Below are 16255 nucleotides of genomic sequence, written 5' to 3' on the forward strand. Positions count from 1 at the left end.
CCGTTCGTTCATACTCAAAACGTTGGAATGGGTTTAGTTGGAAGTGGATGCGTGAATGAGGAAAGAAGAAATGAAATTGCAAGAGTAGTAGAGAAACTCTATAATAATAGCTAGTCAGTAAATAGCAAGACCACAAGGGGAGTCAATTGGCTGAGAGTGGATGAAGAGTCCTGACCCTTATGACCGGTTAGTTCATGCTAACGTCGGGATGTGGCTGTTCATGGATTCGAATAAGTTTCCGATGAATTGTCTCTCCCGTAATGATGATAGAAGGGAGAGAGAAGAATGGAACGTAAGAAAATTTTATTTTTAGTTGAAATTCCAATGTTTGCAACATTAGCTTTCATACTCGATTTTTTCCCGTTTTTATCCTTTAAATTATGGGCGCAGGGTGGTTCAGTATCATTCTCAATGGTACCGGTTCTACTCGTCGCGTTCCGATGGGGGATAAAGGGAGGAATCTATTCAGGCCTATTGTTTGGCTTACTCAACATGCTCTTTGGAGGGTATGTATTCACACCTGTCCAGGCCGCGCTAGACTACATCGTTGCCTTTGGCGCTATCGGTCTATCAGGGGTATTTAGTCATGGTGTTCGACAAGCGAACAAGAATGGGCATAAGAAGCGATTTCTTACGTACATTACGTTTGGTGCGCTAATAGGAAGCACGGTTCGTTTCCTCTGTCATTTCATAGCGGGCATCGTCTTCTTTAGTCAATATACCCCAGAAGGCCAAACGGTTTGGTACTACGCACTTTGGTACAATGGTTCATACATGCTGCCATCGTTTCTCTTAAGTACGATTATTTTGTCGTTACTTTTCTACAAACAACCTAGATTGTTACGTACCTAATAAAAAACTGCTTTCCTTTAGTGGGAGAGCAGTTTTTTAATGGCTTCATAGCAATGTTGTTTATACGTATCGTGTTCTTCTCTATCGGCAACCGTAAGCCATTGGATGAGTGTACCATCAATAACAGCTCGGATGTTTCTAGCGACGGATTCTATTTGTAGCTCTTTACTGTAGAGGCCTTCATCTATTCCAGTTTGAATGATTTCCTTGCTGATCCGATAACAATTCTCGTGGAAAGCCTGATTAATCTCATGAAATAGGGGTACTTTACGTACGTGGGCTAAAAATTCAAGGTACACTTGATAAAACTTTTCGTTCTCCTCAGGTCCAATAAAGACCGCATGGAGGTAAGCCTGAAGTTTATCATCCGCTTTATTAGTTCCATTGACAGCAGTTGCTTCTTTCTCATAAATGCGGTCTGTAATCCATTGCAATAGGTGAGCAAACACATCTTCTTTATTACGGAAATAATAGTTTGTGACCCCTTTGCTTACGCCTGCGTAGTCCGAGATGTCTTGAAGTGTGACTGTTGAGAAGCTTTTATCATAAATGGCTTGAAAGGTAGCCTTTAATAATTGTGATTTACGTTCTTCCTCTTTCCTCTTCATAGGAGTCATCCTTTCTCTAGTATGTCTATTGTACTGAAAGGATGTTCGTTAAACAATATGGATTGACTTTTTTATTTTGACCAGTCAGAATAAAAGTTAATTACACAAGCAAAGGAGATGTATGAGTATGACATTTCGTTCGTTATTAGCTACGAAACAAGATGAACAAGTGAATCTAGAAGTCGTTGAACGTGAGATGAAAGACCTTCCAGAAGGTGATGTCACGATTAAAGTGGCGTATTCAAGCGTGAACTATAAAGATGGTCTTGCTATAAATCCAAAGGCAAAGGTTGTACAAAGCTATCCAATTGTTCCAGGGATTGACCTTGCAGGTACAGTCGTTGAATCTGACCACGAAGCTTATCAAGAAGGGGATGAAGTCATCGTCACGAGCTATGAACTTGGTGTGGCGCATGATGGTGGATTCAGTGATTATGCACGTGTGAAATCAGAATGGATTGTCCCATTACCAGACGGGATGAGCATGAAAGAAGCGATGACATTCGGTACTGCTGGTTTCACGGCTGCATTATCTGTTCATCGGTTGGAACAAAATGGACTACAGCCTTCTGACGGACCGGTACTTGTTCAAGGTGCGACAGGTGGAGTAGGAAGTATGGCTGTCGCAATGCTTGCAAAGAATGGATATACGGTATACGCAAGTACAGGTAAGGATTCTGAGCATGACTATTTAAGATCTCTAGGCGCAGCAGAAATTCTATCACGTGAAGATGTGACGCCTGAGAAGCTTCGCCCTCTTCAAAAGCAACGCTTCGCAGCTGCTGTAGACCCGGTGGGCGGCAAACCTCTAGCTTCCGTATTAAGCTCTATTCAATATGGAGGTTCGGTTGCGGTAAGTGGTTTAACAGCCGGTGTAGAAGTGCCAACAACAGTTATGCCATTCATCTTAAGAGGAGTAGATTTACTTGGCATTGATTCTGTCTACACTCCAATGGAGTTACGCCGGCAAGTATGGCAACGTCTTGCAACAGACCTTAAGCCAGATACACTCAACGAAATTGAGAACGAAATTAGTCTAGACGAGCTGCCTGACACACTTCAAAGCATCTTACAAAGTAAAGTTCGCGGCAGAACAGTTGTCAACCTATCTAACTAAACCAATGATACCCGAGAGATCTTTCTCTCGGGTATTTTATTGCCTTTCTCTCACGATGCGAGATGCTCAAGCATAGGCTATAGCATAGGAATGGGGGGAGGCAAGTTGGAGCTCACATTCGTGCATTGGGTGTATGCCTCTATCACGTTACTGATTATAGGGACGATGATTCTTCGAAAGAGTATTGTAATCCCAACCATTATTGGAACATTTCTTATTGGTCTGTTGTACAACGAGAGTTTGCTTTCTGGTTTTACGTCTGTATTTCTCGCAAATATTGTTGCAGCTAAAGAGTTGTTTAACATCTTCTTGATTATTACATTAATGGTTGCATTGCTTCAGTCTTTAAAGGATTTACGAGCTGATGAGAGAATGATTCTGCCCATTCAGAAAGTGATGGTCAATGGCCATGTCGCCTACTTTGTACTCGTGGTGGTAACCTATATAATCTCATTGTTCTTTTGGCCGACGCCAGCGGTTCCACTTATCTGTGCGTTACTTGTACCTGCGGCTATAAGGGCTGGGTTGCCTGCCATGATGGCTGCCATTGCAGTTGCACTAGCCGGACAGGGCATGGCGTTATCATCTGATTACATTATGCAAGTCGCACCAAGTTTATCTGCTAAGGGTGCTGAGCTTGATGTAGGCGTTGTTGCGAACAAAGCACTCGTTCTATCGCTTGTGACAGGTGTTGTCGCTATCTTATCAAGTTATGTACTTTATCGAACAACAATTCGATCACCTTTGTCGGTACAAAATGATATTGAAATGAAAGCATTGAGTGGAGAGAATGAAGAAAAGCAGCCTGTCGAAGGTAAGGATAATGAAGTGTTGAGCAAGTTATTTGCTGTCTTGGTACCGCTTACGTTGTTCGGGGTCATGGTCGTTATGGTGGCAAGTAAAGTATGGGAAGGCCGACTGAGTGGCTTTGAAGGTGGAGATGGAGCAGCCTTTATTGGAGGGGTTGCTACTATTCTTATGGTATTTGCTACCGTTTTGAAGTGGAAGACGAAGGCGCTTGATCGTGTTAGTGATCACATTACGGCTGGATTTGTCTTTGCATTTAAAGCAATGGGTCCTGTCATCCCAATTGCCGGCTTCTTCTTTCTTGGAAGTGGTGCATTCGCAGCTGACATCTTACTTCTCGACGAAGGTGGTAAGCCACCTGCATTCTTGTTCGACCTTGTGCAGTCCCTTCAGGGAGCTCTTCCTGAAAGTGAATTATTATCAAGCTTCAGTATCCTAATCGTAGGGATGTTATCGGGTCTAGATGGCTCAGGGTTTTCTGGATTGCCCTTAACGGGTACATTGGCAGGCGCAATGATGTCCTCTTCTGCCGATGCATCTACTTTAGCAGCAATCGGGCAAATGGGTTCGATTTGGACGGGTGGAGGGACCATTATTGCTTGGTCTTCATTAATTGCCGTTGCGGGTTTTTGTGGGGTTTCAGTGGTAGAACTCGTTAGAAAGAACTTTATTCCGGTCTTATTAGGCTTGGTAGCGGCGACGTTAGTAGCCATGTACCTCTGGTGAGCAATCTCTCCTTATGGGGAGATTTTCTTTGTCAGCAACATGGACGAGTTAAGCAGTACGACTTAAACGTGAGTTTCGACTGATGGCTTTCAGAATTGAAAGCTTGTCCTGTTTACTAAGTAACGACCAGCTACCAGCTTTGATCTTCAACGTCAACATCTCCTTTATATAATTAAAGTGGTTTCTAATAAGGTATATACCGCCTTTTCGACTGGGTTAAACGATAAAGCCTTCAACAATGTTTGCACCTATTTAGGAATACGTCTCCAAAATTAAAGGAGTTTGTGTCGAGTAGTAAGTAGGGAAAGCAAAAGATGTCGATTCTTTGACTTAAGGGTTTCGCGTGGGTGTCTTCCTTCTATTGAGTTATACTAATTGAAAGATGGCATAACGAGGGGGCGTTTGGATGAGGACATTACTTGTGATTGATTACACAAATGACTTCGTCGCTGAAGATGGAGCATTAACGTGTGGGGAACATGGTCAGCAGATTGATGGATATATTGCACGTCTAATGGAATCCTTTATAACAGAAGGGGAGTTCGTAGTACTTCCAACTGATTTGCACGAAGAACAAGACGCCTTTCATCCGGAAACGAACCTGTACCCCCACATAACATTAGAGGAACGACAGGTAGAGATTTGTACGGACGTGTAGCGGCAGCGGCAGTCTATGAGAAATATAAGAGTCTTTCTCATGTAAAGCAGTACAATAAGACAAGATACGACGCCTTCACCGGGACGAATCTTTACGTGAACGAAACATTCATGAAGTTCACTTAACAGGAGTGTGTACGGATATTTGTATCTTACATACGGCAATAGGCGCTTATAATCGAGGCTTTTCCGTGGTGAGTCATGGCCAAGGCGTTGCGAGCTTTAACGAGGCCGGACACAATTTCGCCTTATCACATGTAAAGCATGTGCTAGGCAGAACTGTATTGGATGAAGGAGGAGAGTCACAGTGAATCACGAGCATAACGTATCTTTGCATGTAGACTACTACTTACCAAGGTGGATGTACATTCATTGGAAGAACAACCGTCACGATACACGAACAGTATTTCAAGTATACTTTCGAGATCACCCATTTGGTAGTGGTTACTCTGTCTTTCTTGGATTGAACAGCATAGTGACGTATTTATCGAATTTGTCCTTCTCGGAGGAAGAGATAGACTACCTTCAAGAGCAACTTGGATTTGAAGATGAATTTAAGGAAGAGTTAAGAAATTATTCGTTTAATGGAACCGTTATGTCGATGAGGGAGGGGGAGATTGTCTTTCCTAATGAACCTCTTGTGAATGTAGAAGCGCGAGTGTTTGAAGCGAAGCTCTTACAAACAGCCTTACTCACTTACACCAATCATGAAAGTTTAATTGGAACGAAAGCTTCACGTATTTCTGAAGCGGTCACGACCTTTCAGAAAGTGCGTCGCTTAAATGAACGCCCCCTCCTTTTAGAAGGTGGTGCCAGACGAGCTCATGGTATGGATGCAGGGGAAAATGGAGCTCGAGCTGCTTATATCGCTGGATTCGATTCGTCAAGCCTTATTGCAGCAGGGTACCATTATGCTGTACCCGTTGGAGGAACAATGGAGCACTCAGATATTCAAATCTACGAGGAGTGGGGTGGGGAGTTACAAGCCTTTCGTGATTTCGCCCGTGCCTATCCGCATGAATGCACATTACTAGTAGATACCTTTGACACGCTTAAGAGTGGGGTGCCTAATGCCATTACAGTTGCGAAAGAATTAGAGGATGAGGGTGCTAAACTGAATGGAATCCGAATTGATAGTGGAGACTTGGCGTACTTAGCGAAAGAGTCAAGAAGGTTGTTAGATGAAGCAGGTCTGCCATATGTGAAGATTATGCTTTCTGGAGACATCGATGAATATGAAATTACTGCATTAACCATCCAAGATACGCCGTGCGACGCCTTTCTAGTGGGTACGAAGGTTTCCACTGCGTATGAAGAGCCTGCGTTTGGAGCCGTGTATAAAATTGTTGCAGTTGAAGGAGAACACGGTGAATTCGTACCGCTCATTAAACTTTCTTCAAGTGAAAACAAGACTACGAACCCAGGCTATCAAACGGTGTACAGAATCTTTGATAAAGAGACTGGGGCTGCCAAAGGAGATTATATCTCTACAATTGATGAAGAAGTCCCGTCCTTTGACCAGATTGAACTTGATAATGTTAGAGCTAGAGGGCGGAAGGACGTCTTAACAAACTTCACAGTGGAAAATTTAATGCATACGATTATTCAAGACGGTGAGCTTGTGGAACCCCTTCCCACAGTGGATCGTGTCAGAGCCTACCACAAGGAGCGTTTATCAAGGTTCTGGGAAGAATATCGCAGAAAAGAAGTGCCGCAAACTTACAGTATTACGCTATCTAAAAATCTCCAGCACCTTAAAGAAACCTTAATTGACCAGAAACGAGGTACATCATAAGGTGAGGGTCCTTCATTACCGTATTCTGCACAGTTCCTGACATGTAAAGAAGCTGTCGGTTTACATTTAGAGGACCAAGGTGTTTGAGGTTTATAAAGTTTAACTAAAAAGAAAGAAGGCTACCAGGAATAGACTAGAGGTAGCCTTCTTTCTTTTGTTTAGTTCCATATAATGAATGCACAAATCATCTATTGTGGATGCGAAATTTTTGCGAGAAGCGAACAGGAAATCCTTTAATAAGAACGAATGTAGTACATGATGACGAGAGGTGGAGGAGAACAAGATGAAGACCAAGTTAATTCTTATTGAAGGAGAGACAAGAGAGCTCATACAACAAGCGGCTAAGCAGGTAGAAAGGATTGTAAACCATAGAGGGGTTACAGCTGTTAGAGTCAAGGAAGTAGAGGGGTCTTTACTCAACTTGAGTCGTCTGGCTCATTTCACTGAATCAGAATACGAAGAATTATTGTTAAACGAACCATCATTTGCACCGATGATTATAAGAGAAAGTATGACGATTGGGAAACATCGATATATTGATTATGAAATACCCACCTTACAAGCTTCATTACCGAAGTCCTTAATGGATCAACTGAAAGCGCACGCTACGTTTCAATTTCCGTTTGAGAGGCATATAGAGATTGTGGAAGAGCGTTTCGAATCATTCGTGCATAAGGTTGCCTCCGAGACAGATTCCTTGTATATCGTAGAAGCAGCCATGATTCTCGCACCTCTTCATTACGCTTCTTTACAGCCGACTCTTCCTGAAACGAAACTTGTGGACTATGTGCAGAGACTTGATGCTATTTTAGCTCCTTTGCAACCATGGTTAATCTATATAGGAATGATGGAGAGTGAGCAGGACCGGAATTTGTATGGTGCTTTACAGTTAAACAAAGTAAGAGTCTCAGCTCTGAACGATGAACCAATCGATGGAGATGATTTAGAAGAGCTGCTAGCTTATATTAAATAATAAATGAGGAGAGCAAGATGAGGATTGTAACGAATAAAGAGGTCCCACAAGAACAACTTACTGCTTTCTTAGAAAGGCAGTGGGGAAGCTCGCAAATGGTTGTCTCAGGGAAGGTGTTCAATTGCGAGCAAATAGATGCTTTCGTTGGAATTGTAGACGATGTAATTGTAGGGTTGTTAACATATGAATTGAACGGTGGAGCTGAAATTGTTTCTCTCGATAGTGTGCACGAGGGAAATGGGATGGGCACCGCTTTGCTACAGGCGTTGGAAGACCATTTGGTACATAAAGGGATTGAAGTCGTACGAGTCGTTACGACAAATGACAACGTTCATGCCATCCGCTTCTATCAGAAACGAGGGTATCGAATGACAGCCGTTGTTACAGGGGGAGCTGAGCAATCACGTTTACTTAAGCCAACAATCCCTATGATTGGCAACGATGGGATTCGGATTAGAGATGAAATTGTGATGGAGAAGCATTTTCCTTACGAGATCAGCGAGACGAATTACACCGTATCAACGAATAAGAACGATTTACCCATTCCAGCAATCCACGACTTTTTGTGTAACCACTCTGACTGGTCGAAAGGCATTACGTTCCAGGACGTATTCATATCTATTCAGCAGAGTAGGCTTTGTTTCGGTGTCTTTAAGGGTTCACCGAGTGAACGTAATCTTGTTGGATTCGCAAGAGTCGTCACCGATGAGACGACCTTTGCTTATTTGTGCGATGTGTTTATTGTAGCTGAAGCAAGAGGTCAAGGGTTGGGGAAACATCTTGTCCAAGCAGTGATGTTGCACCCGCGGTTAAGAAACATTCGTCGAACGTTGCTCATGACAGCAGATGCCCATGAATTGTATCGCCCCTTTGGATTCGAAGAACCAAAACAGCTGCAGTTGTACATGGAACGAGTGATTGAGACAAGCCTAGATGGATTCGGCCCAACTAGGGTAAAATAGGTTCAACAGAAAAGAGACAAAGGAGAACGATACCATGATGGACGAGCGCCTGCATGAACGAAAACGAACATTTGACACAATCGTAGGCCAATACGACCGCTTTCGCCCAGGCTACCCAGAACGGTTATTTGACCGCATCGAGGAATATGGTTATATGCTGCCATCATTTCATCTACTTGAGATTGGGGCAGGTACTGGGAAAGCTACAGAAGAGTTCGTCCGTCGCGGGTATGAATCAATTGACGCACTTGAACTTGGGGAACGCTTGAGCGCATTTACAGCTCACAAATTTGCAAGCTATGAAGGCGTCCGTGTTATTAATCAATCATTCGAGGAGTGGGAAGGGAGAGCGGAGAGCTACGATATCGTCTATTCCGCTACAGCCTTTCACTATATTGAGCCATTACCGGGTTATATGAAAGTAGCTAGGCATTTAAAGCCAGGTGGGACGTGTGCATTTTTCTGGACGATGGTGGAGCTTCCTGATACACCTGTATATAGAGAGATTGGACATGTGTATGAACAATACGCTCCTCATATCAGTAAGCAGGAGAAGCCTTCTATCGACGAGCAAATTCAATTAAGAAAGCGCCTAACCGAACAAAGTGGACTGTTTCAAGATATAGAAGTGCACACATATGACCACCCCATGACCTATTCAGAAGAGGAGTATATGGGGCTTATGGATACCCACTCCGATCATCGAATGTTACCTGATGAACAGAAGAAGAAGTTATACGAGGGGATCAGGGAGAGTATACATCGTAACGGAGGAATGATTGAAAAGCCTCAAACCGTAGTTCTTTACCTAGCACGAAAAAAATAGATTAAACATGAAACGTATGCCCTTAACATACGTAAATAAGAATAAGCGTTGAACACGAATGAGAGGATGAACAATTATGTTTAAAAAAATTATGGCAAGCGTTGGTATTGGTGCAGCAAAAGTTGACACTCAACTTGAGAAAGACCGTTACATAGCTGGGGAAGAGGTAACTGGAAAAGTTGTATTAACTGGTGGGAATGTGGAGCAGCAGATTAATGGAATTAAATTATTCCTTATGACAGAAGTCGTTCGTGAAATGGATGATAAGAAATTTAAAGAAAATCAAGTGTTGCAGCGTTTCAACATTACTGAAACCTTCACCCTAGGCGAAGGTGAGAACAAGGAAATTGACTTTTCTTTCACCCTACCAGAGAACACACCAGCAAGCTTTGGCCGCCTCCCAATTTGGTTCCAAACCGGATTGGATATCCCAAATGCCATCGACCCTCAAGACAGAGATCATATTCATGTCGATCCATCTGATAAGATTCAAACCGTCTTAACAGCTGTTCAACATGAGCTAGGCTTCAAACTTCGTAAAGTAGAGATGGAGTACTCTAAGCGTCATGGAATTGTTCAAGAATTTGAGTTTACACCAGGTGGACGCTATCGTTCTCTACTTGACGAATTAGAGCTTCTCTTCTTCCCGAAACCAGATGGACTAGAGATTGTAATGCAGGTCGACCGTCGTGCGAACGGAATTGGTGGTTTATTCGCAGAAGCATTAGAGATGGATGAAAGTCATCTACGCATTTCCTTCTCGAAACAAGACCTTAACGAAGGACCAGAAGCAGTTGCCAGAGAGCTAGGAAGAATTATCGACCAGCACTCCTAATCGCTATATGATTCCGTATACCACGTAATAAATTTAAAAAGAAGGCGCCTAAGTCATCCTTAGGCGCCTTCTTTTTATTGGAAACGGGTACCTGCGCTTTTGGTTAGGTGAGACCGATGAAGGACTCTTCTGCCTACTAGGAGAAGGCTCGCAAAAACGAGGTCCATTACAATCCATTCTCCATACGTCATGAGAGAATGTAGAAATGAGAAAATATAAAGGAATCCGAATAAGTTCATATAAACCGTTAGAATTTTCATATTCCATACCTCCAGCTTTAACAAATTTTAATTGAAATAATTTACTATTTGTTGAATACCTGTTGGTAATTCATATTACTCCTTCTTAGTGGAGCTATAGTTCTAAGTTAGCAGATAATCTCTCAATTTCATAGAGAGAAATCTATAAAAATTATCAAAATCCAATATTTACATAGTTATTAAATTAGATTATTGTCTAATTAGATGCTTATCAAATAGGGAGGGATAAATTATGCAACTTGATAAACTCGTGAATTACCATAAGACACTAGGAGATCCCACACGAATTCGGATTGTGGTACTACTGAAACAAGGTCCACTTCATGGCACTGCACTTGCACATAAGCTAAATTTAAAAACCCCTACCATTACCCACCACATGTCGAAATTAAGAAATGCGGGTCTTGTCTATGAGAGACGAGAACGAAACACGATTTATTTTCATTTAGACCGAAATAAGTTGGAACACATGGCGAATGCGGTGTTATCAATTGGAGAGGAGACGAAAAGGATGGAAGAAATGAGTGTGACATCGGATCAGAAACTGTCTATTGTAAAGAACTTCTTTGATAAAGAAGGTCGATTAAAGCAGTTACCAAGCCAGCAAAAGAAGAAGCTTGTTGTACTTGCCTATATGCTTGAAAGATTAGATAAGAACCGTACGTACACCGAACAGGAAGTGAACGAATACATCCAACAGTACCATGAAGACTATGCTACGATTCGAAGAGAGTGGGTGATGCACCACTTTATGTATCGTGAGCATCAGATTTATGAATTGAATCCATTAGAATTATGGCCAGTGACCTATTCGAGTTCTAGTTAATGAAGAGGTTGGGATCTATTCGATTCCAATCTTTTTTTATTTATAGGCTCTGTTAAAGTTTGTTGTTGATATTTGCTAATTCGAACATTTGTTCTAAAGTAGAGTCATCAAATATGAGCTAGGTGATGACTGTGAGAGCAAGCGATATCCTTAAAGCCAAAGCAGTTATCTTCAACAAGGAATTTAACAAAATATTGGTTTTTAATGGTAATCTGACATTAGTGGGAGGGAATAAATTTGAGTAAGAAAAATAGATTTGCAAAATGGGAAAAAATTAGAGAAAAAGGAAAAAAGAATTATATTATTTACTACGGAGTTTTAGGATGGGGATTATCAGCTGGAATTTTATCTTTTATTCTTGGGGAAGTTTTTGACCACGGATTAAATATAACAAATTATTTTACTGGTGACTGGTTGTTGTCCCTTGTAATTGGGTTAGTGTCCTTTTTGCTTGGAGGAATTTTGTTTGGTTATTGTATGTGGGGAATAAGTGAAAGTTATTATCACGATAAATACTCGAATAAATAAGTTTTGTGTTGTTGTACTAACGGATGCGTTAGTTTAATAAGACAATAGAAAAAACAAAACTTCCAATTATATAGAAGTTTTGTTTTCTCTATAAATATCAACACTTAACTTTAACAGAGCCTATTTATAAAGAAATGTTCATAGTTGTTGGTGAAAGAGGCAGAACGTTTAATGGCTTGCATAAAATGGTATAGGTAATGGAGGTGTGACGAAGGGGGAATGGTGATATGGAACTAGGCATGACAACAAAGTGGACGATACATAAATATGAACAGGGTCACATAAGTCAACAAGAGGACGAGGTCGCTATTGAATTCGCTCTTACTGTACATGTGAACGGGATTGAGTATGCCACGATGGTTTGTTCACCTTTCCATTTAGAAGAGCTTGTCATTGGATTTCTGGCATCAGAAGGAATCATACGGACCTTTAATGCTATACACTCGTTACATGTAGATATAGAACGAGGCTATGCTTACGTTGAATTGCAAACGCCACTAGAAGAGGATTCTCTTCATCGTTCAAAACGGTTTATCGGTTCATGCTGTGGGAAGAGCAGAGAGTTCTATTATCAAGAAGATGCGAAGACAGCTCGAACGGTCTATACACCACTTACCTTGACAAAGGATGAAGCGCTTCATTTAATGAAAGCGTTTCAAGATGAATCGCGTTCCATGCATCAGACCGGTGGAATCCATCAGGCCTCAATCGCGGTCTCAGATTCGCTCGTCTTTACGTCTCTTGATATAGGTCGGCATAACGCCTTAGACAAGTGTTATGGGTACATGCTGAAAGAGAACCTTCCAAGGAAAGACAAGGTTATTGTCTTTAGTGGGCGTTTATCCTCTGAAGTTGTGCTTAAAGTTTCGAAGATGGGAGTAGGCATTGTTCTCTCTCCATCAGCTCCAACGGACCTGGCTTTACGAATGGCTGAAGATCTCCAAGTAACAGCCTTGGGGTTTGTGAGAAGGGACCGTTTCAATGTGTACACATGGGGGAGTCGTATTGTAGAGCACAATGCATTGGACAAAGAGGGGGAGAAGGATGAAGGATCAAGAGCATAACGTGGTTACCATCAATGGACAAGAGTTTCTTGCGAAGCCTGGCCAACTTCTTATCGATACAATCAATGAAGCAAAGGAGCAAGTACCACAAATTTGTTACCACCATTCACTAGGACCGGTTCAGACGTGTGATACATGTATTGTCAGAGTGAATGGGGAATTGACACGGGCCTGTGGGATAGAAGTGAAGCCGGGGATGGACGTTCAGACTGAAGCGGAGGATGTGAACCAAGCTCAGTACGAAGCGCTAAATCGAATCATGGGCAAGCATGAGCTCTATTGTACGGTATGTGATTATAATAATGGGAGTTGTGAGATTCATAATGCAATTGCAGAATGGGGCATCGAACACCAATCCAAGCCGTTTCGACCTTCTTCCTATGAGGTTGACCGTTCTGGTTCTTTCTACCGATATGATCCTGACCAATGCATTTTGTGTGGACGTTGTGTTGAAGTGTGTCAAGACGTTCAAGTGAATGAAACCATTACAATTGATTGGGAGCGACAAGAGCCTCGGGTGATTTGGGACCATGACGTACCGATTGACGAATCCTCATGTGTGAACTGTGGACAGTGTGTAACGGTTTGTCCTTGTAATGCGCTAATGGAGAAGGCGGCAGAACGTGAGACAGGCTTACTTACGAATCAAGAGCCAGGATTATTGCGATCAATGATTGAATTAACAAAAAAGGTGGAGCCTGGATATGGTCCGTTATTTGCTGTATCCGATACAGAGTCGAAATTAAGAGAGGAACATATAGATAAGACGAAAACAGTATGTACGTATTGCGGAGTGGGATGTTCGTTCAACGTGTGGACGAAAGGTCGTCAAATCCTAAAGGTGGAGCCACAAGCTGGCTCGCCTGCCAATGATATCTCCACGTGTGTGAAAGGGAAGTTTGGCTTTGACTATGTGAACAGCGAAGAACGTTTGACGAACCCGCTTATACGAGAAGGAGATTACTTCAGGGAAGCAACATGGGAAGAGGCTATCTCTTATGCTGCGAAGAATCTGAAGCGAATTCGTACGGAACATGGAACGGATGCGCTTGGATTTATTGCTTCGTCTAAGGCAACGAATGAAGAATCTTTCTTAATGCAGAAATTTGCTAGACAAGTAAATGGAACGAATAACATCGACAACTGCTCTCGGTACTGTCAAACCCCAGCCACAATTGGACTGTTCCGAACAGTGGGCTATGGGGGGGATGCAGGAAGTATGTCGGATTTACAAGAAGCAGACCTTGTCATCACGGTTGGCTCGAATACGGCAGAATCCCATCCGGTATTAGCCTCAAAAATTAAGCGCGCTCAAAAGCTACATGGACAGACGCTAATGGTATTTGATTTAAGAAAGCATGAAATGGCCCGACGCGCAGATGAATTTTATCAACCGAAGCCAGGCTCTGACTTGGTGTGGTTGTCTGCTGTTACGAAATATATCATCGATAACGACCTTTACGACCATCGGTTTGTAGAGCAATGGGTAAATCAGTTTAAAGAATACAAAGAAAGCTTGGAGCCCTTCACACTCGAGTATGCCGAGAGAATGACAGGGATCACACAAGAACAACTAATCTATATCGCGAACACAATTGCTAGAGCAGATAAAGTTTGTGTGTGCTGGGCGATGGGGGTAACCCAACAGCAAGGGGGAAGTGATACGAGTACAGCGATATCAAATCTGTTGCTAGCAACAGGGAACTATGGTCGTCCCGGTACTGGTGCGTACCCATTAAGGGGTCATAATAACGTTCAAGGGTGCAGTGATTTTGGCAGTATGCCAAACTTCCTCGTTGGTTATGATGACGTGTCGGATGAAGCTGCGAGAGAAAGGTACGAGCAACTATGGGGGGTGTCCATCTCTCACAAGAAAGGAAAAGACAATCATGAGATGGTCGATTCTATTCATGAGGGGACATTAAAGGGATTATATATTGTCGGAGAAGATACGGGGATTGTGGATGCGAACATCAATTATGTTACAGATGCATTTGACAAATTGGAGTTCTTAATTGTACAAGACTTGTTCCTTACGAAGACAGCTGAACAAGCGGATGTAGTCTTTCCTGCCTGTAGTAGTCTCGAGAAAGAAGGTACATTTACAAATACCGAACGTCGTATTCAGCGCCTATATCAATCCATGGAACCTTTAGAGAATTCTAAGCCAGATTGGGAGATTCTACAGCTGTTGGCGAATGAAATGGGATATCTGTGGGCGTACAGCCACCCAAGTGAAATCATGGAGGAAGCAGCTTCTCTATCCCCGTTGTTCGCAGGTGTCACTTATGAACGATTAGAAGGCTATAACAGCTTACAATGGCCTGTCCGTGCAGGTGGTATCGATACTCCTAGATTGTATGAAGACGGTTTCCCATTTGAAGACGGAAAAGCCAAGTTCTATGCTGTATCTTATCGAGTTACGCATGAGCTAACAGAAGAATATGATTTACATGTAAACAACGGAAGGTTGCTCGAACATTTCCACGAAGGGAACATGACCTATAAATCAGCAGGGATTACACGTAAAACGCCAAATTCATTTCTTGAGGTATCCAAAGAGTTAGCACATGAGCGTGGGATTGAAGAAGGGGCACTGGTTAGACTCACTTCAGAAGCAGGTTCAGCTTTAGTTGAAGTTCACATCACAGACCGCGTAAATGGGAACCAGCTGTACTTGCCACTTAATGATAATGGAAAGTCTGCTGTGAATCTGTTAACGAACAATGACGTGGATGTGGACAGCAATACGCCGGCTTATAAAGAGATTGCTGTCAATATGACTGTCATTCGGGATAAAGGTGTGTCCCCATTACCAAATCATAATCATCGTTACGGTAACCCTAAGCCTCAAGTTGGAGTTCGTGTAGAAGATAAATGGAAACGATCTGATTACACATTCCCAGGAGAGATGGTGAAATCCCGTGGCTAAAGCAATCACAAGAATTAAAAAGATGGAATTTACGAAAGAAGAAATTCGTGCTCGTAAATTAACAAAGCTTGAAAACCAGTTGGCAGACCGTACAGATTCATTGGTGAAAGCGATGAATCTCATTCAGGCGTTAGATGATGCAGATGCATTAGATAACTTGACGGCGCTTATTAACCGCAAAGACGATGCATTGTATTATTTCGTTAAGGAAGCGAATAAACCGAGGTACTCCAAGGTGTTTGAAAACATGGAAGCTATGCTCTTCTTATTAGGGGACCTAGAAGTCGAGCGGGTGAGGGAATTTACGAGTTATATCAATGCGGGTCTTGAACAAGCAGAAGCAGGTCTTAAGGAAAATAGTGAAAAGACCTCTTATTTCGACCTGGTTAAAGCGTTAAGAGACCCACACGTAAATCGAAGTATTACGCTTATCTTGAACTTCTTAAAAGGGATGGGGCAGCATCAACCAAAGTAGAACGGGCTAGCC

General features: G+C 42.4%; 15 protein-coding genes, 1 pseudogene and 1 riboswitch. Of the genes and pseudogenes, 14 read left to right on the forward strand and 2 right to left on the reverse strand.

Annotated features, from left to right (window positions below):
- The first annotated feature begins 125 nt into the window (after positions 1-125).
- Positions 126-226: riboswitch (TPP riboswitch) on the forward strand.
- Between the two features lie 59 nt (positions 227-285).
- On the forward strand, positions 286-852 hold the full coding sequence (thiT, locus tag H513_RS0110085; RefSeq protein WP_026800637.1) for an energy-coupled thiamine transporter ThiT: 567 nt from the start codon (positions 286-288) through the stop codon (positions 850-852).
- A 17-nt stretch (positions 853-869) separates the two neighbouring features.
- Here thiT and H513_RS0110090 read toward each other — a convergent pair whose 3' ends face one another.
- Positions 870-1460, reverse strand: a complete 591-nt coding sequence (locus tag H513_RS0110090) for a TetR/AcrR family transcriptional regulator (protein WP_026800638.1) — start codon at positions 1458-1460, stop codon at positions 870-872.
- Positions 1461-1581: 121 nt separating this feature from the next.
- Between H513_RS0110090 and H513_RS0110095 the strand changes: the two genes are divergently transcribed.
- The 8 genes and pseudogenes from H513_RS0110095 (at position 1582) to H513_RS0110130 (ending at position 10158) form a co-directional block, all read left to right on the forward strand.
- Positions 1582-2577 carry an NADPH:quinone oxidoreductase family protein gene (locus H513_RS0110095; RefSeq protein ID WP_026800639.1) on the forward strand — a complete coding sequence of 332 codons (996 nt, stop codon included), beginning with the start codon at positions 1582-1584 and terminating at the stop codon, positions 2575-2577.
- 105 nt (positions 2578-2682) lie between these two features.
- Complete coding sequence (locus H513_RS0110100) at positions 2683-4110, forward strand: hypothetical protein (RefSeq protein ID WP_026800640.1); 1428 nt, start codon at positions 2683-2685, stop codon at positions 4108-4110.
- A 406-nt stretch (positions 4111-4516) separates the two neighbouring features.
- Positions 4517-5078 (forward strand): annotated as a pseudogene (locus H513_RS20025) (cysteine hydrolase family protein).
- On the forward strand, positions 5075-6562 hold the full coding sequence (locus H513_RS0110110; RefSeq protein ID WP_026800641.1) for a nicotinate phosphoribosyltransferase: 1488 nt from the start codon (positions 5075-5077) through the stop codon (positions 6560-6562). Before H513_RS20025 ends, H513_RS0110110 begins: the two are co-directional and overlap by 4 nt.
- Before the next feature lie 283 nt (positions 6563-6845).
- A complete protein-coding gene (locus H513_RS0110115; RefSeq protein WP_026800642.1) occupies positions 6846-7535 on the forward strand; it encodes a P-loop NTPase family protein in 690 nt (229 codons plus the stop codon).
- Between the two features lie 17 nt (positions 7536-7552).
- A complete protein-coding gene (locus H513_RS20900; protein WP_051239872.1) occupies positions 7553-8497 on the forward strand; it encodes a GNAT family N-acetyltransferase in 945 nt (314 codons plus the stop codon).
- A 34-nt stretch (positions 8498-8531) separates the two neighbouring features.
- Positions 8532-9323 (forward strand): class I SAM-dependent methyltransferase, encoded by a 792-nt coding sequence (locus H513_RS0110125; protein WP_051239874.1) that lies wholly within the window; start codon positions 8532-8534, stop codon positions 9321-9323.
- Positions 9324-9399: 76 nt separating this feature from the next.
- A complete protein-coding gene (locus H513_RS0110130; RefSeq protein ID WP_026800644.1) occupies positions 9400-10158 on the forward strand; it encodes a sporulation protein in 759 nt (252 codons plus the stop codon).
- A gap of 74 nt (positions 10159-10232) precedes the next feature.
- On the opposite strand, the gene H513_RS0110135 is transcribed toward H513_RS0110130, so the two are convergent.
- The gene (locus tag H513_RS0110135) at positions 10233-10418 is read right to left on the reverse strand and encodes a hypothetical protein (protein ID WP_026800645.1); all 186 of its coding nucleotides are present in this window, start codon (positions 10416-10418) and stop codon (positions 10233-10235) included.
- 232 nt (positions 10419-10650) lie between these two features.
- Here H513_RS0110135 and H513_RS0110140 point away from each other — a divergent pair, with 232 nt between their 5' ends.
- From H513_RS0110140 to H513_RS0110165, 5 genes are all read left to right on the forward strand, one after another.
- Positions 10651-11244 carry a DUF2087 domain-containing protein gene (locus H513_RS0110140; protein ID WP_026800646.1) on the forward strand — a complete coding sequence of 198 codons (594 nt, stop codon included), beginning with the start codon at positions 10651-10653 and terminating at the stop codon, positions 11242-11244.
- Between the two features lie 237 nt (positions 11245-11481).
- Positions 11482-11772, forward strand: a complete 291-nt coding sequence (locus tag H513_RS0110150) for a hypothetical protein (RefSeq protein WP_036769953.1) — start codon at positions 11482-11484, stop codon at positions 11770-11772.
- Between the two features lie 227 nt (positions 11773-11999).
- The gene (fdhD, locus tag H513_RS0110155) at positions 12000-12836 is read left to right on the forward strand and encodes a formate dehydrogenase accessory sulfurtransferase FdhD (RefSeq protein ID WP_026800648.1); all 837 of its coding nucleotides are present in this window, start codon (positions 12000-12002) and stop codon (positions 12834-12836) included.
- Complete coding sequence (gene fdhF, locus H513_RS0110160) at positions 12817-15768, forward strand: formate dehydrogenase subunit alpha (protein WP_026800649.1); 2952 nt, start codon at positions 12817-12819, stop codon at positions 15766-15768. The genes fdhD and fdhF overlap by 20 nt, the downstream gene beginning before the upstream one ends.
- Complete coding sequence (locus H513_RS0110165) at positions 15761-16243, forward strand: helical membrane plugin domain-containing protein (RefSeq protein ID WP_026800650.1); 483 nt, start codon at positions 15761-15763, stop codon at positions 16241-16243. Before fdhF ends, H513_RS0110165 begins: the two co-directional genes overlap by 8 nt.
- The last annotated feature ends 12 nt before the right edge of the window (positions 16244-16255 follow it).

Origin of the sequence: Pontibacillus halophilus JSM 076056 = DSM 19796 (genome assembly GCF_000425205.1) — a bacterium.
GTDB lineage: Bacteria > Bacillota > Bacilli > Bacillales > BH030062 > Pontibacillus_A > Pontibacillus_A halophilus.